Below are 21,482 nucleotides of genomic sequence, written 5' to 3' on the forward strand. Positions count from 1 at the left end.
GTCTTCCGCACCATCGAACGCCCCGTCTACGACACCCTCATGGCCGACCAGCTCGACACCGCCGTCGAACAGAAGGGCAAGGGCGACCTCGCCACCCTCCTCGCCGGCAACGACACCTGGACCGTCGTGGGCTGACCTGCGGCGCTGCCCGGCCCGAAGGGCCCGGAGCTCCTGAGGACGCTGTTCCTCCCGAGCTCCGGGCCCTTTGCCGTGCCCACAGCCCGCCCACAGCCCCCGCCGCCCGCCGCCCGCCGCCCGCCCCACTGTCATGACTGTCACCCCCTCAAGGACATGACATCCGACGCCTCCGGCGATACCTTCGAGAAGTTGGCTCGAACTGTCCCCCCGGCCGCCGCCGGGAGGACCCCAGGAGGCCGGGAGGCGCCGTGAAGGCACGGACGGAGCAGGGCGCGGGTCTGCTCTACGGATTCGGCGCGTACGGGATGTGGGGCCTGGTGCCCCTGTTCTGGCCGCTGCTGATGCCCGCCGGAGCCGTCGAGATCCTCGCGCACCGCATGGTGTGGTCCCTCGTCGTGGTCGGTCTCGCGCTGCTCGCGCTGCGCCGCTGGAGCTGGGTGCGCGAGCTCGTACGACAGCCGCGCAAGCTGGCCCTGACCGCGGTGGCCGCCGCCGTGATCACGGTGAACTGGGGCGTCTACATCTGGTCCGTCAACAACGGCGCGGTCGTCGAGGCCAGCCTCGGCTACTTCATCAACCCGCTGGTCACCATCGCCCTCGGGGTCCTCGTGCTCGGGGAGCGGCTGCGCCGCGCCCAGTGGGCCGCGGTCGGCATCGGCCTCGCGGCGGTGCTGATCCTGGCGATCGGGTACGGGCGGCCGCCGTGGATCTCGCTGGTGCTGGCCTTCTCGTTCGGCGCGTACGGGCTGATCAAGAAGAAGGTCAACCTGGGCGGCCTGGAGTCACTGGCCGCCGAGACCGCCGTGCAGTTCCTGCCGGCCCTCGGCTACCTGCTGTGGCTGGGTTCCCAGGGGCAGTCCAGCTTCGGGCAGCAGGGCTTCGGGCACGCGGCCCTGCTGGCCTCGACCGGCGTGGTCACGGCGCTGCCGCTGATCTGCTTCGGCGCCGCCGCGATCCGGGTCCCGCTCTCCACGCTCGGCCTGCTCCAGTACCTGGCCCCGGTGCTCCAGTTCTCGCTCGGCGTCGCCTACTTCCACGAGGCCATGCCGCCCGAGCGGTGGGCCGGCTTCTCGCTGGTGTGGGCCGCGCTGACGCTGCTGACCTGGGACGCGCTGCGGACGGCCCGGCGCAGCCGGGCGGCACTGGCCGCCGAGCAGCCGGCGACCGAGCAGCCGGCGGCCGCCACGCCGCTGGACGCACCGCAGGGCGCGCCGAAGACCGCCGCACGCGAACCGGCGTAGCCGCCGCATTCAACCCCACGAGCCTCGCTACGGATCATCCGTAGCGGGGCTCGTCCGTTATGCGAACCACCCTGACCGAATCAGCCTCTTGACGCTATGTCACATCGTCACTGACCATCGGGCTCGCACTGACGCTCCACACTCGCACGTTCCGTTCCCATCCCCGTTCGGAATCACGGAGCCCCCACATGAGCCTCTCCGTATCCCGGCGGCTGGCCGCGGTGACCGCGTTCGCGGTCGCCGGCCTGTTCGCCTCCACTGCGCCCGCGGCGTTCGCCACGCCCACGGCCCAGACCGCGGCTCCGACGCCGCCCGACATCCCGCTCGCCAACGTCAAGGCGCACCTGGCGCAGTTCCAGACCATCGCCAACAACAACGGCGGCAACCGCGCCCACGGCCGGACCGGCTACAAGGCCTCGATCGACTACGTGAAGGCCAAGCTCGACGCCGCCGGGTACACGACCTCGTTGAAGACCTTCACGTACAACGGCAGCACCGGCTACAACCTGATCGCCGACTGGCCGGGCGGCGACCCCGACTCGGTCCTGATGGCCGGCTCCCACCTGGACTCGGTCAGCTCGGGCGCCGGGATCAACGACAACGGATCCGGGTCCGCGGCCGTCCTCGAGATCGCGCTCGCCGTCTCCCGCGCCCAGCTCCAGCCCACCAAGCACCTGCGGTTCGGCTGGTGGGGCGCGGAGGAGCTGGGCCTGGTCGGCTCGAAGAACTACGTGAGCAGCCTCTCCGCCACCGAGCGGGCGAAGTTCGCCGGCTACCTGAACTTCGACATGATCGGTTCGCCGAACCCGGGCTACTTCGTCTACGACGACGACCCGACCATCGAGCAGACCTTCAAGAACTACTTCGCGGGCATCGGCGTCCCGACGGAGATCGAGACCGAGGGTGACGGGCGCTCCGACCACGCCCCGTTCAAGAACGCCGGCATACCGGTCGGCGGCCTGTTCACCGGTGCCAGCAACACCAAGACCTCGGCGCAGGCGCAGAAGTGGGGCGGCACCGCCGGCCAGTCCTTCGACCGCTGCTACCACTCCTCCTGCGACACGACCGCGAACATCAACGACACCGCCCTGGACCGCAACAGCGACGCCGCCGCCTACGCGATCTGGAACCTGGGCGCGTCCACCCCGGTCCCGCCCGGCCCGTCGTTCGAGAACACCGCGGACGTGAACATCCCCGACTCCCCCGGTGCCGCGGTGACCTCGCCGATCACGGTCTCGGGCGTCGCGGGCAACGCCCCGGCCACCACCAAGGTCGACGTCAACATCGTGCACACCTACCGCGGTGACCTGGTGATCGACCTGATCGCCCCCGACGGGACGGCGTACCGGCTGAAGAACTCCTCCAGCTCGGACTCGGCGGACAACGTGGTCGCGACCTACACGGTCAACGCGTCGAGCGAGGTCGCCAACGGCGTGTGGAAGCTCCAGGTCAAGGACGTGTACTCGGCCGACACGGGCTACATCAACAGCTGGAAGATCACCTTCTGACCGACCGGTGTCAGTCGGCAAGCGATCCCGGAGCCGTCGCCGCGTCCAGCGGCGGCGGCTCCTGTATCCGGGCGCGCAGCTCGTCGGCGACCGCCGAGATGTCCGCGCGGCCCAGCTTGGCCGCCTCCACCAGATCGCCGAGGACCTCGGGCGAGGGCAGCTGTTCGGCGCCCGCGACCCGGAGGTACGAGCGGGTGGCGGCGGCCGCGTAGAACTCGTTCATCGGCGATTCCAGCGCCGGGCACACGGCGAGCGTGTGCAGGAACGCGGCGGCCCGCCACGCGACGTCGGGGGCGGGCTGTTCGGGGACCATGACGAGGTCGTTCTGGTGCCGGGCGACCGCGGCGACCACCCCGGAGGGGTCCCATACGGCGGGGTCGGACGGGAGGTGGTGGGCCAGAGCGGTCCAGGCCCACTCCATGGTGATCTTCAATTGCCGAACCGCTCCTGGAAGTAGCCCCAGTGGTCCGCGAACTCCTCTATGCCGGACAGGAAGTTCTTCCGGTCCTCGTCGAGCTCGCGCTCGGTGACCTCGGTGATCAGCGCGGTGACGGTCGTCCCCAGCGCCGCCGCACGCGCCTTGAGGCGTTCGTGGAACTCCTCGTCCAGGCGGATGGTGACGTGTCTCGACATGCCTTTCACGGTACGGCACGGCGATGGGCCGGGACACCGTCCCGGCCCACCTCGGCTCATCCGCGACCGCGCGGACGCCTGCGTACGACCTGCGTACGGCCCGCGACCGACCTGCGTAGGGCCCGCGTACGACCTGCGTACGGCGCCCGCCCGCGCCGGCGGCGGCGCTACTTGTTCGCGTCGGCCGCCTTCACCAGCGCGTCCTTGGTGACGGCGCCGACGTAGACCTTGCCGTCGTCCGTGACCAGGGCGTTGACCAGGCGGGTCGACAGGACGCGGCCCTCGCCGAACTTCCCGGAGACCTTCTCCCCGAGGGAGCTGAGGAACTGCTGCGCCTCCTTCGGCGCGTTCTTGTCCTTCTCCAGGTCCTTCAGGCCCTTGCCGGCGCCCGAGTCGATCCGGGCGATCGTGGCCCAGCCCTCGCCGAGCACCTTCCTCTCGCCCTTGTCGCCGCCCGCGCCGGCCAGGTCGCCGAAGCCCGGCAGGGCGTCCAGCGGGGTCTTGCCGCCGCGCTCCTGGTGGCCGGCGCCCTCGTTCACCTTCGCGCCCTTGGGCGGAGTGAAGCTGAAGGTGCCCGCCGCCGGGGCGGCGAAGTCCACCTTGGTGAAGCCGGCGTCGACGATCGGCTTGCCGCCCTGGCTCGACAGCAGCTGGAAGCGCAGCGGCACGCCGTTCTTGGCGTCGACGGCGATCTGCACCGACCCGACCGTCGAACCGCCCTGCTTTGGCTTGAGCACCAGCTGGTAGGCGTCCCGGCCGGCCACCTGCGCGGTCTCGCCCACGCTGACGTCCGTGGTCGGGCCGGCCGCCTTCAGGGCCTCCTCGGCGAGCTGCTGGGGCGTGGACGGCATCCGGTCGGCCGTCTTGTGCTCCTTGCCGCCCTTGCCGCTCTTGCCGCCCTTTCCGTCCGTGCCGTGGCCGCCCTGCTGCTTCTCGTGGAAGACCTCGTTCGACTTGCTGTCGTAGCCCCAGACGTCGTCCCCGTTGTGGACGAGGGTGTACTCGTCCTTGCCGTCGAGGAAGGTGAGCTTCTGCCTGTCCGGGCCGTCGGCGGCGACCGTGAAGGTGTGCGTCCCGTTGGCCAGTTGGGCGATCTTCTCCTCCGGATCGGCCGAGCCCCCGGCCATCCCGCCGCCGCCCAGCAGGCCGGACGCGATCTTCGGCAGGCCCAGGTCCGTGCTGATCTTCGCGGTGCCGGACAGCTGCTGCACGTCCGAGGCGGCGATCTTCTCGATGAGCTGCTGCGCGGTGATCTTCGGCAGGTCGGGTCCGCCGGCGTTGGCGAAGGCCGGGACCATCGCGACGGTCGCCGCGGCCAGGCCCACCACCGCGACCGGTACGGCGTACCGTGCGGCCTTGCGCGAAGTCTTCGTGTTGCCTGCCATGTCAGTGACCTGCCCTCTGTGTCTAAGGCGGCGACCCCCGTGTCACCGCTCACCCGATCCGGTGGGGTTGGTGCATCCATCTGACCAAATCGGCGGCCACGGGGCGTCAGCCCCCGGAGGCAACTGCGCGTACAACCCTGGGATGACACGACGAGGCCCTTCCGTCCCCGTCCCGTAGGGGTCGGAAGGGCCTTTCACGCCACACGGTGTCCGATATGCGGGCCTGGGGGGTGTCCGGCTAGCCGGCGCGGTGCACCACCGCGTCGCACAGCTCCTCCAGCGCCGCCTTCGCGAAGCAGTCCGGCAGCGGCGCCAGCATGGCCCGCGCGTCCTCGGCGTACCGGACGGTGTCCCGGCGGGCCTGCTCCAGGGCCGGGTGCACGCGCAGCCGGGCCAGCGCCTCGGCGTGCCGGGCGTCGTCCGTCAGGTCGCCGTCCAGGAGGCTTACGAGCTCCAGGTCCTCGGCGCGCCCCTCGCGGGCGGCGGCCTCGCGCAGCAGCAGCACGGGCAGCGTCGGGATGCCCTCGCGCAGGTCGGTGCCGGGGGTCTTGCCGGACTCGTGGGAGTCGGAGGCGATGTCCAGGACGTCGTCGGCCAGCTGGAAGGCGGTGCCCAGGCGCTCGCCGTACTGCGTGAGGATGTCGACCACCCGCTCGTCGGCCCCGGACATCAGCGCGCCGAACCGGCCGGACACGGCGATCAGCGAGCCGGTCTTGCCGGCGATGACGTCCATGTAGTGCGCGACGGGGTCGCGCCCGTCGCGCGGGCCGGCCGTCTCCAGGATCTGGCCGGTCACCAGCCGCTCGAAGGCCTCGGCCTGGATGCGTACGGCCTCCGGGCCGAGGTCCGCCAGGATGTGCGAGGCGCGGGCGAAGAGGAAGTCACCCGTCAGGACGGCCACGGAGTTGCCCCAGCGGGTGTTGGCGCTCTCCACCCCCCGGCGCACGTCCGCCTCGTCCATGACGTCGTCGTGGTAGAGCGTGGCGAGATGGGTGAGCTCGACGACCACCGCGGAGGGCACGATGCCCGGCGCGTACGGGTCGCCGAACTGCGCGGCGAGCATGACCAGCAGCGGGCGGAACCGCTTGCCTCCGGCGCGCACCAGGTGCTGTGCGGCCTCGGTGATGAAGGGGACTTCACTCTTGGTGGCCTCCAGCAGACCCGCCTCGACGGCGGCCAGTCCGGCCTGGACATCGGTCTCAAGAGCCTGGTCCCGCACGCTCAGTCCGAACGGCCCGACGACGGTCACGAGGGGTACTCCTGTCTGCTGACGATCACGCTGACGATCACCTGGATTGTCGATGTGTCGCTGCCATCACTCAAGCCAGCGTATCCCGTCCGTTTTCGATCACGGAGAGCGCCTGTCCGGAGCTGTCGCACGCAGTGCCCGAAGAGCCCCGGTATGTTCGTAAACGATCTGAATCTTCCACTACGTCCGGAGAAGGACCCGCCGTGTTCATCCGTACGGAGTTCCCCCACGAGACGGCCCACGAGGACGTCCTGATCCCGATGCGCGACGGCACGCGCCTGTACGCGCGGATCTGGCGCCCGCTGACCGACGAGCCCGTCCCGGCCCTGCTGGAGTACCTCCCCCACGGGCTCACCGACCGGACCGCCCCGCGGGACTTCCAACGCCACCCCTGGTACGCGGGCCACGGCTACGCCTCCGTACGGGTGGACGTGCGCGGCCACGGCAACAGCGGCGGCCGCCCCGGCGACGCGTACGACGCGCAGGAGCTGGCCGACGGCGCCGAGGTCGTCGCATGGCTCGCGGCGCAGCCCTGGTGCACCGGCCGGGTCGGCATGTTCGGGATCTCCTGGGGCGGGTGCAACGCGCTCCAGATCGCCGCCCTCGCGCCCGAGGCGCTACGGGCGGTGGTCACGGTCTGCTCGACCGACGACCGCTTCGACAACGACGTGCACTACGCGGGCGGCTCGCTGCTCGCCGTGGACATGCACGCCTGGTCGGCGACCCTGCTGGCCTTCGCCTGCCGGCCGCCGGACCCGCAGTACGCGGGCGAGGGCTGGCGGGAGCGGTGGCTGTCCCGGCTGGACTCCGTCGAACCGCTGGTCCACACCTGGCTCGCGCACCAGACCCGCGACGACTACTGGCGCCACGGCAGCGTGTGCGAGGACTACGGGGCCGTGGGCGCGGCCGTGCTCGCGGTGGGCGGCTGGCACGACCCCCACCGGGACACGGTGCTGCGCCTGGTCGAGCACCTGCCGGCGGACCGGGTCCGGGGGCTGATCGGGCCCTGGTGCCACCAGTACCCCGACCGCGGGCGGTCGCCGGGCCCGGCGATCGGGTTCCTCCAGGAGACCCTGCGCTGGTGGGACCACTGGCTGAAGGACGAGGACACCGGGATGACGGCCGAGCCGCTGCTGCGCTGCTGGATCAGCGCCTCGCACCCGCCGGCGACGGCGTACGACGAGCTGCCGGGCCGCTGGGTCGCCGAACCGGCCTGGCCCTCCCCCCGGGTCACCACGGTCGCGTACGCGCTCCAGGGCGAGCCGGTGGCGGTCGCCTCGCCGCAGCACACCGGGCTCGACGCGGGGCGGTTCGTCCCCTTCGGGGGCGCCGCGGACCTGCCGCCCGACCAGCGCGAGGAGGACGCGAGGTCGGCCTGCTTCGAGTTCGCCGTCCCGGCGGACGGGCCGGTGGAGATCCTGGGCCGGCCGCGGGTACGGCTGCGGCTGCGCATGGACGTCCCGTACGGCCAGGTCGCCGCCCGGCTCTGCGACGTCGCCCCGGACGGGTCCTCGACGCTGGTCACCCGGGGCGTGCTCAACCTGTCGGCGCGCACGGGGCGGGACCGGGCGGCGCCGTGGCCGGCGGGGGCGTCCGAGGAGGTGTCCCTCGAACTGAACGGCATCGGCCACGCGTTCGCGCCCGGGCACCGGATCCGGCTCGCGCTGTCCTCCGCGTACTGGCCGTGGATCTGGCCGCGGGCCGGCTCGCAGGCGGGCTGGACGCTGGAGCCGGCGTCGAGCGTGCTCGAACTTCCGGTGCGGGCCATGTCCGAGGCGGGTGCGGCGGTCGCGGTGGATGCGGCGGTGGCCTTTCCGCTCCCGGAGCAGGCGCCCGCGCTGGGCGTCTCGGTTCCGGTCACGCTGGACGAGCCGCGGCCGGAGCGGCTGGTCGTACGGGACGTGGCGCGCGGGGTGTGGCGGCTGGAGGTGGACCCGCGACACGGCGGGACCCGGGTGTACCCGGACGGGCTGGAGTTCAGCGAGGACGGGCTGGACGTGTACGAGATCCAGGAGTCCGACCCGCTGTCGGCGTGCGCGCGCTCGGAGCGGCGCATCCGGTTGCACCGGGCGGAGCGGGGGTGGGACGTGCGGGTGGAGGTGCGATCTGAGCTGCGCTGCGACGAGGGGGGCTTTCTGACGGCGGACGAGGTGGTGTGCCGGGAGGCGGACAGCGAGGGCGAGGAGGTCGTCTTCCACCGCACGTGGGAGCGCCGCATCCCCCGCGCCGCAACCTGACCCCCCGCTGCGCGGAGCCTCTCCCCTCCCCGCCCCTTCCCGAAACCGGGGCTCCGCCCCGGACCCCGTTTCGGGGGCTCCGCCCCCGGACCCCCGCGCCTCAAACGCCGGCGGGGCTGGATCAACCAGGGGCGCGGGGAACTGCGCGACCAGCCACAGCGGATCCGCAGGTCCGCCACGGCCGGCCCGGCCCCCGAACAGGGGCTGGGTCCAGGGCGCAGCCCCGACCCTCTCAGCCGCGCCGGCGTTTGAGGCGCGGGGGCGTGGGGGCGGAGCCCCCGCTACGCGTAGAGGCGTTCCAGGACCGCCGCGATGCCGTCCTCCTCGTTCGACAGGGTGACCTCGTCCGCCACCGCCTTCAGCTCGCGGTGCGCGTTCGCCATCGCCACGCCGTGTGCCGACCAGGCGAACATCGGGATGTCGTTCGGCATGTCGCCGAAGGCGATCGTCGCCGACGCCTCGGCGCCCAGTTCGGCCGCCGCCCGCGCCAGCCCGGTCCCCTTGTCCACGCCCGGCGGCTGGAGTTCGACCGTGTGCTCGCCGGCCATCGTGACGTTGACCAGATCGCCGACCACCGACCGGGCCACCCGCGTCAACTCGTCGTCGTCCAGCCGGGGGTGCTGGAGCAGCACCTTGTTGATCGGCGCCGACCACAGGTCGGCCCGGCGGGCCACCCGGACCGTCGCCAGGTGCGGGTGCGGCATGCGGTAGCCGGGGGCCATCAGCATCTCCACGTCCACGCCCTCCCGGTTCACCGCCGCGTAGACCTCCCCGATCTCCGCCTCGATCTTGCCGAGGGCGACCTCGGCCAGCTCGCGGTCCATGGCCACGGAGTGAAGTACGCGCCCGCGCGCCGCGTCGTACACCTGCGCGCCCTGCCCGCACACCGCGAGCCCCCGGTAACCCAGTCCGTACAGGACGTGCCGCACCTGCGGAACAGGGCGGCCGGTGACGATGATGTGCTGTGCGCCGGCGGCTCGCGCCGTCGCGAGCGCCGCGCACGACCGGCGTGAGACGGTGTCACCCGCACGCAGCAGAGTCCCGTCCAGGTCGGTGGCGATCAAGGTGTAGGGGAGGGCGGAAGTCACCCGTCCAAGGATACGGACCCCAGTGGACAAGTCCTACAAATAGCTGCCCAATCCGCCCTCCCGCAGGCCCCACCCGCCACGTAACGTGTGGCCTGTCTCCCGGGACACCCCCGGACCATGTGGAAAGCGAGGCGGCACCCATGCCCCAGCAGAGCCCCCTGGACGTCCCCGAGGGCGACCCGTTCGGCCCGCACAACCTGCCGTACGGCGTCTTCTCGACCCCCCAGGACGCGCGGCGCCGCATCGGCGTGCGGATCGGCGGGCATGTGATCGACGCCGGCGCGGTCGCGGAGGCGCTCGGCTCGCCGTACGCCGGCGTGCTGGGCGCGCCCTCGCTGAACGCGCTGCTCGCCGCCGGGCGCACCACCTGGCACGACGTGCGCCGGGCGCTCACCGCCTGGGTGACCGACCCGGGCCACCGGGCCGCCGTCGAACCGCACCTGCACGCCCTGGACGAGGTCACCCTGCACCTGCCGTACGAGGTCGCCGACTACGTCGACTTCTACGCCAGCGAGCACCACGCCACCAACGTGGGCCGGATCTTCCGCCCCGACGGCGACGCGCTCACCCCCAACTGGAAGCACCTGCCGATCGGTTACCACGGGCGCTCCGGCACCATCGTGGTCTCGGGTACGGACGTCGTGCGGCCCTCCGGGCAGCGCAAGGCCCCCACCGACCCCGCGCCCGTCTTCGGCCCGAGCATCAAGCTCGACATCGAGGCCGAGGTCGGCTTCCTCGTCGGCACGCCGTCCGAGCTCGGCGAGCCGGTCGCGCTGGCCGACTTCCGCGAGCACGTCTTCGGTCTCTTCCTGCTCAACGACTGGTCCGCGCGCGACATCCAGGCCTGGGAGTACGTCCCGCTCGGCCCGTTCCTCGGCAAGTCCTTCGCCACGTCCGTCTCCGCCTGGGTGACCCCGCTGGAGGCCCTCGACGCGGCCCGGGTGGCTCCCCCGGCCCGCGACTTCCCGCTCCTGCCCTACCTCGACGACTCGGCCGAGGGCGTCGAGGACGGCGGCTTCGACCTGCACATCACGGTGTCGATCAACGGCCAGGAGGTCGCCCGGCCGCCGTTCGCCTCCATGTACTGGACCGCCGCCCAGCAGCTGGCCCACATGACGGTCAACGGTGCCTCGCTGCGCACCGGCGACGTCTACGGCTCCGGCACCGTCAGCGGCCCGGAGGCCGGCCAGCGCGGCTCGCTGCTGGAGCTGACCTGGAACGGCCGCGACGCGATCGAGCTCGCCGAGGGCAAGCGGACCTTCCTGGAGGACGGCGACGAGGTCACCCTGACCGCCTGGGCACCGGGCCCGGAAGGCACCCGCGTGGGTCTCGGCGAGGTCACGGGCCGCATCGCCGCAAGGAGCCGTTAGTCCCGGACAAAGGGCCGCCGGGCCCGTTATCCCGCGAGGTGACCCCCATTCGGGTCTACGCCACGTGCACGAGCCCGGCATCCCCCACAAGGTGGACGACAAGCGGGCAGGGGGAGGCCCGAACCGCGTCCCTCTGTCCGAGGAGCCCCGATGCTCGCACGTCCCGTCAAGGCGGCGCTCACCTGCGTGGTCGCCACCGTGTCCCTGACCCTGGCCGCCACCGCCCCGCCGGCCGGGGCCGTCGACGGCCCCGCGCCCGACCACCGCGACCGCAAGGCCATGCAGGACATGGCGACCGCCATCCGCGTCACGGCCAAGTACGTGGACGAGGCCACTGCCGTCAAGGACGGCTTCGTCCGCCGCGACGACTGCCTGAACGACCCACGCGGCACCGGCGCGATGGGCTACCACTACGTGAAGTGGTCCAACTGGGGCTCCACGGACCCCAGCCGCCCCACGGCCCTCATCTACGGCCCGGAGAAGGGCCCCCGCGGCGGCCGCAAGCTGTACGCGGTCGAATGGATGGTCTCCGACAGCGACCAGGACCTCACCACGAAGAACGACCGCCCGACGATGTTCGGCCTCCCCTTCGACGGCCCGATGCCGGGCCACTGGAAGGGCATGCCGAAGCACTACGACATCCACATGTGGACGTACAAGGACAACCCGGCGGGCCCCTTCCACAACTGGAACCCAGCGGTCACCTGCCCCACGTCAAGCCACACTCACCCGTAAGAGCGGTCCTCGGGTGACCCCCGGCGATACGCTGGACGGACTCGCGAGACTCCGCCGCATGGAAGCACCACCGAGTCCCCAACTCCACTGGCCTCGCCCTCCCGACGGCGGCTGGACCGCCGACGACCTGGATCGGCTTCCGGATCTGCCTCCGCACACGGAGCTGATCGACGGCAGTCTGATCTTCAAGAGCCGGCAGAACATCTTCCACACGCGCACGGTGAGCCTCGTGGAACGGCAACTGGATGCTCTGGCCCCCGAGGGGCTGGAGGTCCTCCACGAGTTCACCATCGACATCGACCGGTGCAACCGGCTGGAGCCCGACGTCCTCGTCGTGGACGAGGACGTCGTCGACGATCCGGACCAGACACGCCTTCCCGCCAGTTCGGTCCGGCTCGCGGTCGAGGTCGTCAAGCCGGACTCCGTCTGCCGGGACCGCGAGACCAAACCGGTCAAGTACGCCCGCGCGGGCATCCCGCACCTGTGGCGCGTGGAGATGGTGGGCGACGGGACGGTGGCCTACGTGTACGAGCTCGACCCAGCCACCAAGGCGTACGTCGCCACCGGCATCTTCCACGACCGGCTGGAGGTCTCCGTGCCCTTCCCCATCGACCTCGACCTCACCGAGACCCTCTGAGCCGACATGCCAGGGCCCGGCTCCCGAAAACGGGAGCCGGGTCCTGGCGTGTGCGGGAGGCGGTCAGCGGACGAATGTGCTCGCCTGGCCTGCCAGGTCCAGGAAGTACTGGGGGAAGACGCCCAGGGCCACCGTGACCACCACGCCCACCGCGATCGTGGACGTCGTCAGGAAGGACGGGACGGCCACCGTCGGGCCGTCCGCCTTCGGCTCGCTGAAGAACATCAGGACGATCACCCGGATGTAGAAGAACGCCGCGATCGCCGAGGAGATCACGCCGACCACCACCAGCGGGGCCGCGCCGCCCTCCGCCGCCGCCGCGAACACCGCGAACTTGCCCGAGAAGCCCGACGTCAGCGGGATGCCCGCGAAGGCGAGCAGGAAGACCGCGAACACCGCCGCCGTCAGCGGCGAACGGCGGCCCAGGCCCGCCCACTTCGACAGGTGCGTGGCCTCGCCGCCCGCGTCGCGGACCAGCGTGACCACCGCGAAGGCGCCGATCGTCACGAAGGAGTACGCGGCCAGGTAGAACAGGACCGAGGAGACGCCCTGCTTCGACGTGGCGATCACACCGGCCAGGATGAAGCCCGCGTGCGCGATCGAGGAGTAGGCCAGGAGCCGCTTGACGTCGGTCTGGGTGACCGCGATGACCGCGCCCGCCAGCATCGTGACGATCGCGACGCCCCACATCACCGGCCGCCAGTCCCAGCGCAGGCCGGGCAGGACCACGTACAGCAGCCGCAGCAGCGCGCCGAAGGCCGCGACCTTGGTGGCCGCCGCCATGAAGCCGGTGACGGGGGTCGGCGCGCCCTGGTAGACGTCCGGGGTCCACATGTGGAAGGGCACCGCGCCGACCTTGAAGAGCAGGCCCATCAGGACCAGCGCCCCGCCGATCAGCAGCAGCGCGTCGTTGCCGGTGGAGGCCGCGAGCGCCGGGTCCATCCGGGCCACCGTGCCGTCGACCACGTCCGCGATCGCCGCGTACGAGACGGAGCCCGCGTAGCCGTACAGCAGCGCGATGCCGAAGAGCAGGAAGGCGGAGGAGAACGCGCCCAGCAGGAAGTACTTCACCGCCGCCTCCTGCGACATCAGCCGCTGGCGGCGGGCGAGGGCGCAGAGCAGGTACAGCGGGAGGGAGAAGACCTCCAGCGCGATGAACAGCATCAGCAGGTCGTTCGCCGCCGGGAAGATCAGCATCCCGGAGACCGCGAACAGGGCCAGCGGGAAGACTTCCGTCGTGGTGAAGCCGGCCTTGACGGCCGCCTTCTCGCTGTCGCTGCCGGGTACGGACGCCGCCTGGGCGGCGAAGGAGTCGACCCGGTTGCCGTGCGCCTTCGGGTCCAGGTGCCGCTCGGCGAAGGTGAAGACGGCCACGACGGAGGCCAGCAGGATGGTGCCCTGGAGGAACAGCGCCGGGCCGTCCACCGCGAGGGCGCCCATCGCCGCGACCTGCGCCTTGCCGGAGGCGTACCCGGCGCCCGCGAGCGCCACCACCGCCGCGAAGGCCGAGGCCAGCGCGGCGAAGGCGAGGAAGACCTGGGTGTGGTAGCGGGCCTTGCGCGGGACGAAGGCCTCGACGAGGACGCCGAGGACCGCCGCGCCCACCACGATCAGCGTGGGTGCGAGCTGGGCGTACTCGATGTGCGGGGCCGGGATCCGGTCGACGGGACCGGCGGCCACCGTCCACAGGCCGTGGACAGCTGTCGTGCTCACTTGGCCGCCTCCACTTCCGGAGCAGGGTCCTGCTGCTTCACGTCGGACATGGTGTGCTCCACCGCCGGGTTGACGATCTCGGTGAGCGGCTTCGGGTAGACGCCGAGGCCGATCAGCAGCACGATCAGCGGGGTGACCACCAGCAGTTCGCGCAGGCGCAGGTCCGGCATGCTGCGGACCTCCTCCTTCACCGGGCCGGTCATCGTGCGCTGGTAGAGCACCAGGGTGTAGAGCGCGGCGAGCACGATGCCGAAGGTGGCGATGATGCCGATCACCGGGTAGCGGCTGAACGTGCCGACCAGGACCAGGAATTCACTGACGAACGGCGCCAGGCCGGGCAGCGAGAGCGTGGCCAGGCCGCCGATCAGGAAGGTGCCGGCGAGGACCGGGGCCACCTTCTGCACTCCGCCGAAGTCGGCGATGAGCCGCGAGCCGCGCCGCGAGATCAGGAACCCGGCCACCAGCATCAGCGCCGCCGTCGACAGGCCGTGGTTGACCATGTAGAGGGTGGCGCCGGACTGGCCCTGCGAGGTCATCGCGAAGATGCCCATGATGATGAAGCCGAAGTGCGAGATCGAGGCGTAGGCGATCAGCCGCTTGATGTCGCGCTGGCCGACCGCGAGCAGCGCGCCGTAGACGATGCTGATCAGGGCCAGGACCAGGATCACCGGGGTGGCCCACTTGCTGGCCTCGGGGAAGAGGCCGAGGCAGAAGCGGAGCATCGCGAAGGTGCCGACCTTGTCGACGACCGCGGTGATCAGTACGGCGACCGGGGCGGTGGCCTCGCCCATCGCGCCCGGCAGCCAGGTGTGCAGCGGCCACAGCGGGGCCTTCACCGCGAAGGCGAAGAAGAAGCCGAGGAAGAGGAGCCGCTCGGTGTTCGTCGCCATGTCCATCTTGCCGGCGGCGCGGGCGTCGGCGATCTCCGTGAGGGAGAAGGTGCCGGTGACCACGTACAGGCCGATGACCGCGGCCAGCATGATCAGGCCGCCGGCCAGGTTGTAGAGGAGGAACTTCACGGCCGCGTACGAGCGCTGCGCGGCCGCGTTCTCGTCGGAGCCACCGTGGGCCCGGTCCCCGAAGCCGCCGATGAGGAAGTACATCGGGATGAGCATGGCTTCGAAGAAGATGTAGAAGAGGAAGACGTCGGTGGCCTCGAACGAGATGACCACCATCGCCTCGACGGCCAGGATCAGGGCGAAGAAGCCCTGGGTCGGCCGCCACCGCTTTGAAGCGGTCTCCAGAGGGTCGGCGTCGTGCCAGCCGGCCGCGATCACGAACGGGATCAGCAGCGCGGTCAGCGCGATCAGCGCCACCCCGATGCCGTCCACGCCGAGCTCGTAGCGGACCCCGAAGTCCTTGATCCAGGCGTGCGACTCGGTGAGCTGGTAGCGGGCGCCGCCCGGCTCGAAGCGGACCGCGACGAGCACGGCCAGCGCCAGCGTGGCCAGGGAGAAGAGCAGGGCGACCCACTTGGCGGCGGTCCGGCGGGCGGCCGGTACGGCCGCCGTGAGGATCGCACCGGCCGCGGGGACCGCGGCCGTCAGCGTCAGCAGCGGGAAACTCATCTCACACCCCCCTCATCAGGAGGGTCGCGGCGACCAGGACCGCCGCGCCCCCGAACATCGAGACCGCGTAGCTGCGGGCGTAGCCGTTCTGCAGCTTGCGCAGCCGGCCCGACAGCCCGCCCACGGCGGCGGCCGTGCCGCCCACCGCTCCGTCGACCAGGCTGTGGTCGACGTAGACGAGCGAGCGGGTCAGGTGCTCGCCGCCGCGCACCAGCACGACGTGGTTGAAGTCGTCCTGGAACAGGTCGCGCCGGGCGGCCCGGGTGAGCAGGCTGCCGCGCGGGGCGACGACCGGGACGGGCCTGCGGCCGTACTGCGCGTACGCGAGGGCCACGCCCAGGACGAGCGCCACCATGGTGGCTCCGGTGACGGCCGCGGCGCCGATCGGCGGGTGGCCGTGCTCGAAGGAGGTGACCGGCTCCAGCCACGTCACGAAGGACTCGTTCAGGCTGAACAGGCCGCCCGCGAAGACCGATCCGAAGGCCAGGACGATCATCGGGATCGTCATCGACCTCGGGGACTCGTGCGGGTGGGGCATGTCGCCGGGGTGGACCTCGATGCCGGGCTCCACGCTCGGCGCGGTGTCCGGGTCCGGGGCCGGCTGCCAGCGCTTCTCGCCGAAGAAGGTGAGGAGCATGACGCGGGTCATGTAGTACGCGGTGATGGCCGCGCCCAGCAGGGCCACCCCGCCGAGGATCCAGCCCTCGGTGCCGCCCTTCGCGAAGGCCGCCTCGATGATCTTGTCCTTGGACCAGAAGCCCGACAGGCCGGGGAAGCCGATGATGGCCAGGTAGCCCAGTCCGAAGGTCACGAAGGTGACCGGCATGTACTTCCGCAGGCCCCCGTACTTGCGCATGTCCACCTCGTCGTTCATCCCGTGCATCACGGAACCCGCGCCGAGGAAGAGGCCGGCCTTGAAGAAGCCGTGCGTCACCAGGTGCATGATCGCGAAGGCGTAGCCGATCGGGCCGAGGCCGGCCGCGAGCACCATGTAGCCGATCTGCGACATGGTCGAGCCGGCAAGTGCCTTCTTGATGTCGTCCTTCGCGCAACCGACGATCGCACCGAAGAGCAGCGTGACCGCGCCGACGATCGCGACGACCAGCTGGGCGTCCGGCGAGGCGTTGAAGATCGCCCCGGACCGGACGATCAGGTACACGCCGGCGGTCACCATGGTGGCCGCGTGGATCAGGGCCGAGACGGGGGTCGGGCCCTCCATCGCGTCGCCGAGCCAGGACTGCAGCGGTACCTGGGCGGACTTGCCGCACGCGGCGAGCAGCAGCATCAGGCCGATCGCGGTGAGGGTGCCCTCGGACGTCCGGCCGACGCTGCCCAGCACCGGCCCGAAGGCGAAGGTGCCGAATGTGGTGAACATCAGCATGATCGCGATCGACAGGCCCATGTCGCCGACCCGGTTGACCAGGAAGGCCTTCTTCGCGGCGGTGGCCGCGCTGGGCTTGTGCTGCCAGAAGCCGATGAGCAGGTACGAGGCGAGGCCCACGCCCTCCCAGCCGACGTACAGCAGGAGGTAGTTGTCGGCGAGGACCAGCAGCAGCATCGCCGCGAGGAACAGGTTCAGATAGCCGAAGAAGCGGCGCCGGCGCTCGTCGTGCTCCATGTACCCGATCGAGTACACGTGGATGAGCGTGCCCACGCCGGTGATCAGCAGGACGAAGGTCATCGACAGCTGGTCCAGCTGGAAGGCCACGTCCGCCTGGAAGCCCTCGACCGGGATCCAGCTGTACAGGAACTGGTCCATGGTGCGGTCGTCCGCCGGGCGGCCCAGCATGTCCACGAACAGCACCGCGCCGATCCCGAAGGACACGGCGGCGAGCAGGGTGCCGAGCCAGTGGCCGGTCTTGTCGAGGCGCCGGCCGCCGCACAGCAGCACCGCCGCCCCGAGCAGGGGCGCCGCGACGAGCAGCGCAATCAGATTCTCCACTGTGTACGACCCCTTACAGCTTCATCAGGCTGGCGTCGTCGACCGAGGCCGAGTGGCGGGTACGGAACAGCGACACGATGATCGCCAGGCCCACCACGACCTCCGCCGCGGCGACGACCATCGTGAAGAACGCGATGATCTGGCCGTCGAGGTTGCCGTGCATCCGGGAGAACGTGACGAACGCGAGGTTGCAGGCATTGAGCATCAGCTCGATGCACATGAACAGCACGATCGCGTTCCGCCGGATCAGCACCCCGGCCGCGCCGATGGTGAACAGCAGCGCCGCGAGATACAGGTAGTTGACCGGATTCACTTCGAGGCCTCCTTGCGGGCGTCCCGGCCCAGGCGCTCCGCCGAGCTCTGCTCCAGGGCCTTCAGGTCCTCCAGCGCCTCGCCGGACACGTCGCGGATCTGGCCGCGGGCGCGCAGCGTCTTGCTGACGGACAGCTCGGACGGGGAGCCGTCCGGCAGCAGGCCCGGTACGTCGACCGCGTTGTGCCGGGCGTACACGCCGGGGGCGGGCAGCGGCGGGAGCTGGACGCCCTCGCGGACCCGCCGCTCCGACAGCTCGCGCTGGGTGGCGGCCCGCTCGGTGCGCTCGCGGTGGGTGAGCACCATCGCGCCGACGGCCGCCGTGATCAGCAGCGCGCCGGTGATCTCGAAGGCGAAGACGTACTTGGTGAAGATCAGCTGGGCCAGACCCTCGACGTGCCCGGCGGAGTTGGCCCGGCCGAGCCCGTTGAACTGGTTCAGCTGGGCGTGCCGGATGCCGGCGATCAGCAGGATGCCGAAGCCGAGCCCGCACAGGACGGCCAGCCAGCGCTGCCCCTTGAGGGTCTCCTTCAGCGAGTCCGCGGCGGTGACGCCGACGAGCATGACCACGAAGAGGAAGAGCATCATGATCGCGCCGGTGTAGACGACGACCTGGACGATGCCCAGGAAGTACGCCCCGTTCGCGAGGTAGAAGACCGCCAGGATGATCATCGTCCCGGCCAGGCACAGGGCGCTGTGCACGGCCTTCTTCATGAGGATCGTGCACAGCGCGCCGATCACGGCGATGGTGCCGAGCACCCAGAACTGCACGGCCTCGCCGGTGGAGGCCGCTTCGGCCAGCACGTTTTCGGTGAGCACGCTCACGCGTCCACCTCCTGGTCCGCGGGCCGCTCGCCCTTGGACACGGCCGCCTGCCGCTCGGTGCCGGGGGCGGCGCCCGTCACCAGGCCGCGGTAGTAGTCCTGCTCGTCCGTGCCCGGGTACATCGCGTGCGGGGCCTCGACCATGGTCTCGGTGAGCCCGGCGAGCAGCTGCTCCTTGGTGTAGATGAGCGACTCGCGGCTGGCGTCGGCCAGTTCGAACTCGTTGGTCATGGTCAGCGCCCGGGTCGGGCACGCCTCGACGCACAGCCCGCACAGGATGCAGCGGGCGTAGTTGATCTGGTAGACGCGGCCGTAGCGCTCACCCGGGGAGTAGCGCTCCTCCTCCGTGTTGTCCGCGCCCTCCACGTAGATCGCGTCGGCCGGGCAGGCCCAGGCGCACAGCTCGCACCCGATGCACTTCTCCAGCCCGTCCGGATGCCGGTTGAGCTGGTGCCGGCCGTGGAAGCGCAGCGCGGTGGTCTTGCGCTGCTCCGGGTACTGCTCCGTGAGCCGCTTCTTGAACATGGCCTTGAAGGTCACGCCGAAGCCCGCCACGGGGTTGTGCCGCTGTTCGTCAGACACCTCTCAACCCTCCTCTCGGTCACTCTCAGTATTCGCCCCACCACTGACAATCAGCTCCCGATCGCCGCGCGGCTGCCGGCGCGGTACGGGGGCCGGCCGCTGGCCGGGCTTCGGCGGGACCGGGAAGCCGCCCGCCATCGGGTCGAAGGGCTCGGGCTCGCCGGTGCGGCCGGCCCGGGCGGCGGCGGCCTTCTCCTTGCGGTCGCGGAAGAGGTCCACGACGAGCGAGAGGAGGAGTACGGCGACCACGCCGCCGCCGACGTACAGGACGATCTCCGAGAAGTCGTAGTTCTCGTTGCGCAGCGCCCGTACGGTCGCCACGAGCATCAGCCAGACCACGGAGACCGGGATGAGCACCTTCCAGCCGAGCTTCATCAGCTGGTCGTAGCGCACCCGGGGCAGCGTGCCGCGCAGCCAGATGAAGAAGAAGAGCAGCAGCTGCACCTTGATGACGAACCAGAGCAGCGGCCACCAGCCGTGGTTGGCGCCCTCCCAGTACGTCGAGATCGGCGCCGGCGCCCGCCAGCCGCCGAGGAAGAGGGTGGTCGCGACGGCCGAGACGGTGACCATGTTGACGTACTCGGCGAGCATGAACATCGCGAACTTGATCGACGAGTACTCGGTGTTGAAGCCGCCGACGAGGTCGCCCTCGGACTCCGGCATGTCGAACGGCGCCCGGTTGGTCTCACCGACCATCGTGACGATGTAGATGATGAAGGACACCGGCAGCAGCACGATGTACCAGCGGTCCGCCTGCGCCTCCACGATGGCCGAGGTGGACATCGAGCCGGAGTAGAGGAAGACCGAGGCGAAGGCCGCGCCCATCGCGATCTCGTACGAGATCATCTGCGCGCAGGAGCGCAGGCCGCCGAGCAGCGGGTACGTCGACCCGGACGACCAGCCGGCGAGCACGATGCCGTAGATGCCGACCGAGGCGACCGCCAGGATGTAGAGGACGGCGATCGGCAGGTCGGTCAGTTGCATCGTGGTGCGCTGGCCGAAGATGGAGATCTCGTTGCCGGCGGGGCCGAAGGGGATCACCGCGATCGCCATGAAGGCGGGGATCGCCGCGACGATCGGCGCCAGGACGTAGACGACCTTGTCGGCCCGCTTGACGATGACGTCTTCCTTCAGCATCAGCTTGACGCCGTCGGCGAGCGACTGGAGCAGGCCCCAGGGGCCGTGCCGGTTGGGGCCGATGCGCAGCTGCATCCACGCGACCACCTTGCGCTCCCACACGATGGAGAAGAGCACGGTGACCATGAGGAAGGCGAAGCAGAACACGGCCTTCAGCAGGACGAGCCACCACACGTCCCGGCCGAACAGGGACAGGTCCTCGGCCGCGAGCTGGACGAGGTCACCGGGTACGTAGTCACCGGGTACGGCGTTCACGCGTCCACCTCCGCGGGGGAGTCGCTGCCGGCGGCGGGCGGGGCCGCCGGACCGATGCGGACCAGCTCGCCCGGGCGGGCGCCGGTGTCCGCGGTCACCCCGCCGCCGGTGGAGTTCAGGGGGAGCCAGACCACCCGGTCCGGCATGTCCGTCACCTGGAGCGGGAAGGCGACCGAGCCGGACGGGCCGGTGACCGCCAGGACGTCGCCGTCCTTGACGCCCGTCTCGGCCGCCGTGGCCGCCGACAGCCGGGCCGTGGCCGCGTGCCGGGTGGCGGCCAGGGCCTCGTCGCCCTCCTGGAGCAGGCCCTGGTCGAGCAGCAGCCGGTGGCCGGCGAGGACCGCCTCGCCGGCGCCCGGGCGGGGCAGCGGCCGGGTCCGGGCGGGCTGCTCGGAGGAGCGTTCACCGGTCCAGGGGCCCAGCGCGTCCAGCTCGCGGCGGGCGGCGTACGTGTCGGGCAGGCCGAGGCGGCGGTCCGCCGCGTCGGCCAGCCGGTCCAGGACGCGTACGTCGGCCGGGGCGAGCGGCCGGGTCATCTGGTCGGGCTTGAGGGCCGCCTCGAACGGGCGGACCCGGCCCTCCCAGTTGATGAACGCGCCCGGCTTCTCGGCCGCCGCGGCCACGGGCAGGACCACGTCGGCGTGGTCGGTGACCTCGCTCGGGCGCAGCTCCAGCGAGACCACGAAGGCCTCGGCCAGCGCCTCGCGCGCCCGGACCGGGTCGGGCAGGTCGGCCACCTCGACCCCGCCGACGAGCAGCGCGCCGAGCTCACCGCGGGCCGCGGCCTCCAGGATCTGGCCGGTGTCGCGGCCGTAGCGGTGCGGCAGCTCCGACAGGCCCCAGGCGCGCGCCACTTCCGCGCGGGCCCGCGGGTCGGTGGCCGGGCGGGCGCCCGGCAGCAGCGACGGCAGTGCGCCCGCCTCGACGG

At 71.4% G+C, this 21,482-nt stretch carries 19 protein-coding genes and 1 pseudogene; 7 read left to right on the forward strand and 13 right to left on the reverse strand.

Annotated features, from left to right (window positions below):
- From GPJ59_RS37510 to GPJ59_RS17435, 3 genes and pseudogenes are all read left to right on the forward strand, one after another.
- A pseudogene (locus tag GPJ59_RS37510) lies at nt 1-135 on the forward strand (2-oxoacid:ferredoxin oxidoreductase subunit beta); the annotation flags it as partial.
- Between the two features lie 251 nt (nt 136-386).
- The gene (rarD, locus tag GPJ59_RS17430) at nt 387-1,379 is read left to right on the forward strand and encodes an EamA family transporter RarD (protein ID WP_219668083.1); all 993 of its coding nucleotides are present in this window, start codon (nt 387-389) and stop codon (nt 1,377-1,379) included.
- Between the two features lie 188 nt (nt 1,380-1,567).
- A complete protein-coding gene (locus GPJ59_RS17435) occupies nt 1,568-2,887 on the forward strand; it encodes a M28 family metallopeptidase (protein ID WP_219668085.1) in 1,320 nt (439 codons plus the stop codon).
- Nucleotides 2,888-2,897: 10 nt separating this feature from the next.
- Here the strand turns inward: GPJ59_RS17435 and GPJ59_RS17440 are convergent, their stop codons facing one another.
- The 4 genes from GPJ59_RS17440 to GPJ59_RS17455 form a co-directional block, all read right to left on the reverse strand.
- Nucleotides 2,898-3,320, reverse strand: coding sequence for a hypothetical protein (locus tag GPJ59_RS17440; protein ID WP_258024533.1), 423 nt, complete (start codon nt 3,318-3,320; stop codon nt 2,898-2,900).
- A complete protein-coding gene (locus GPJ59_RS17445) occupies nt 3,317-3,520 on the reverse strand; it encodes a ribbon-helix-helix domain-containing protein (protein ID WP_225884906.1) in 204 nt (67 codons plus the stop codon). The genes GPJ59_RS17440 and GPJ59_RS17445 overlap by 4 nt, the downstream gene beginning before the upstream one ends.
- 167 nt (nt 3,521-3,687) lie before the next feature.
- The gene (locus GPJ59_RS17450) at nt 3,688-4,905 is read right to left on the reverse strand and encodes a LolA family protein (protein ID WP_219668088.1); all 1,218 of its coding nucleotides are present in this window, start codon (nt 4,903-4,905) and stop codon (nt 3,688-3,690) included.
- A gap of 238 nt (nt 4,906-5,143) precedes the next feature.
- Nucleotides 5,144-6,154 (reverse strand): polyprenyl synthetase family protein, encoded by a 1,011-nt coding sequence (locus GPJ59_RS17455; RefSeq protein ID WP_219668090.1) that lies wholly within the window; start codon nt 6,152-6,154, stop codon nt 5,144-5,146.
- A 260-nt stretch (nt 6,155-6,414) separates the two neighbouring features.
- Between GPJ59_RS17455 and GPJ59_RS17460 the strand changes: the two genes are divergently transcribed.
- Entirely contained in the window at nt 6,415-8,391 is a 1,977-nt protein-coding gene (locus GPJ59_RS17460; RefSeq protein WP_258024537.1) for a CocE/NonD family hydrolase, read from the forward strand.
- A gap of 281 nt (nt 8,392-8,672) precedes the next feature.
- Here the strand turns inward: GPJ59_RS17460 and GPJ59_RS17465 are convergent, their stop codons facing one another.
- A complete protein-coding gene (locus tag GPJ59_RS17465; protein WP_219668095.1) occupies nt 8,673-9,479 on the reverse strand; it encodes an HAD family hydrolase in 807 nt (268 codons plus the stop codon).
- A 140-nt stretch (nt 9,480-9,619) separates the two neighbouring features.
- Between GPJ59_RS17465 and fahA the strand changes: the two genes are divergently transcribed.
- The 3 genes from fahA (at nt 9,620) to GPJ59_RS17480 (ending at nt 12,221) form a co-directional block, all read left to right on the forward strand.
- A complete protein-coding gene (gene fahA / locus GPJ59_RS17470) occupies nt 9,620-10,849 on the forward strand; it encodes a fumarylacetoacetase (RefSeq protein ID WP_219668096.1) in 1,230 nt (409 codons plus the stop codon).
- A 150-nt stretch (nt 10,850-10,999) separates the two neighbouring features.
- Nucleotides 11,000-11,584 carry a hypothetical protein gene (locus GPJ59_RS17475; RefSeq protein WP_219668098.1) on the forward strand — a complete coding sequence of 195 codons (585 nt, stop codon included), beginning with the start codon at nt 11,000-11,002 and terminating at the stop codon, nt 11,582-11,584.
- A 58-nt stretch (nt 11,585-11,642) separates the two neighbouring features.
- On the forward strand, nt 11,643-12,221 hold the full coding sequence (locus tag GPJ59_RS17480) for a Uma2 family endonuclease (RefSeq protein WP_219668099.1): 579 nt from the start codon (nt 11,643-11,645) through the stop codon (nt 12,219-12,221).
- 63 nt (nt 12,222-12,284) lie between these two features.
- Here GPJ59_RS17480 and nuoN read toward each other — a convergent pair whose 3' ends face one another.
- The 8 genes from nuoN to GPJ59_RS17520 all read right to left on the reverse strand — a co-directional run.
- Nucleotides 12,285-13,934, reverse strand: coding sequence for an NADH-quinone oxidoreductase subunit NuoN (nuoN, locus tag GPJ59_RS17485; protein WP_219668101.1), 1,650 nt, complete (start codon nt 13,932-13,934; stop codon nt 12,285-12,287).
- Nucleotides 13,931-15,502, reverse strand: a complete 1,572-nt coding sequence (locus tag GPJ59_RS17490; RefSeq protein ID WP_219668102.1) for an NADH-quinone oxidoreductase subunit M — start codon at nt 15,500-15,502, stop codon at nt 13,931-13,933. Before GPJ59_RS17490 ends, nuoN begins: the two co-directional genes overlap by 4 nt.
- A 1-nt stretch (nt 15,503) precedes the next feature.
- Nucleotides 15,504-17,444, reverse strand: coding sequence for an NADH-quinone oxidoreductase subunit L (nuoL, locus tag GPJ59_RS17495; protein WP_219668103.1), 1,941 nt, complete (start codon nt 17,442-17,444; stop codon nt 15,504-15,506).
- Between the two features lie 13 nt (nt 17,445-17,457).
- Nucleotides 17,458-17,757, reverse strand: coding sequence for an NADH-quinone oxidoreductase subunit NuoK (gene nuoK / locus GPJ59_RS17500; protein ID WP_219668104.1), 300 nt, complete (start codon nt 17,755-17,757; stop codon nt 17,458-17,460).
- A complete protein-coding gene (locus tag GPJ59_RS17505) occupies nt 17,754-18,575 on the reverse strand; it encodes an NADH-quinone oxidoreductase subunit J (protein WP_219668112.1) in 822 nt (273 codons plus the stop codon). Before GPJ59_RS17505 ends, nuoK begins: the two co-directional genes overlap by 4 nt.
- A 2-nt stretch (nt 18,576-18,577) precedes the next feature.
- Nucleotides 18,578-19,162 (reverse strand): NADH-quinone oxidoreductase subunit NuoI, encoded by a 585-nt coding sequence (nuoI, locus tag GPJ59_RS17510; protein ID WP_219668106.1) that lies wholly within the window; start codon nt 19,160-19,162, stop codon nt 18,578-18,580.
- A gap of 3 nt (nt 19,163-19,165) precedes the next feature.
- A complete protein-coding gene (gene nuoH, locus GPJ59_RS17515) occupies nt 19,166-20,554 on the reverse strand; it encodes an NADH-quinone oxidoreductase subunit NuoH (RefSeq protein WP_219668108.1) in 1,389 nt (462 codons plus the stop codon).
- Nucleotides 20,551-21,482 (reverse strand): molybdopterin-dependent oxidoreductase (locus GPJ59_RS17520; protein WP_219668109.1); only part of this gene is annotated, 932 nt, incomplete at its 5' end. The genes GPJ59_RS17520 and nuoH, both read right to left, overlap by 4 nt.

The sequence above is a fragment of the Streptomyces bambusae genome, from assembly GCF_019400985.1.
In the GTDB taxonomy this organism is placed as follows: domain Bacteria; phylum Actinomycetota; class Actinomycetes; order Streptomycetales; family Streptomycetaceae; genus Streptomyces; species Streptomyces bambusae_A.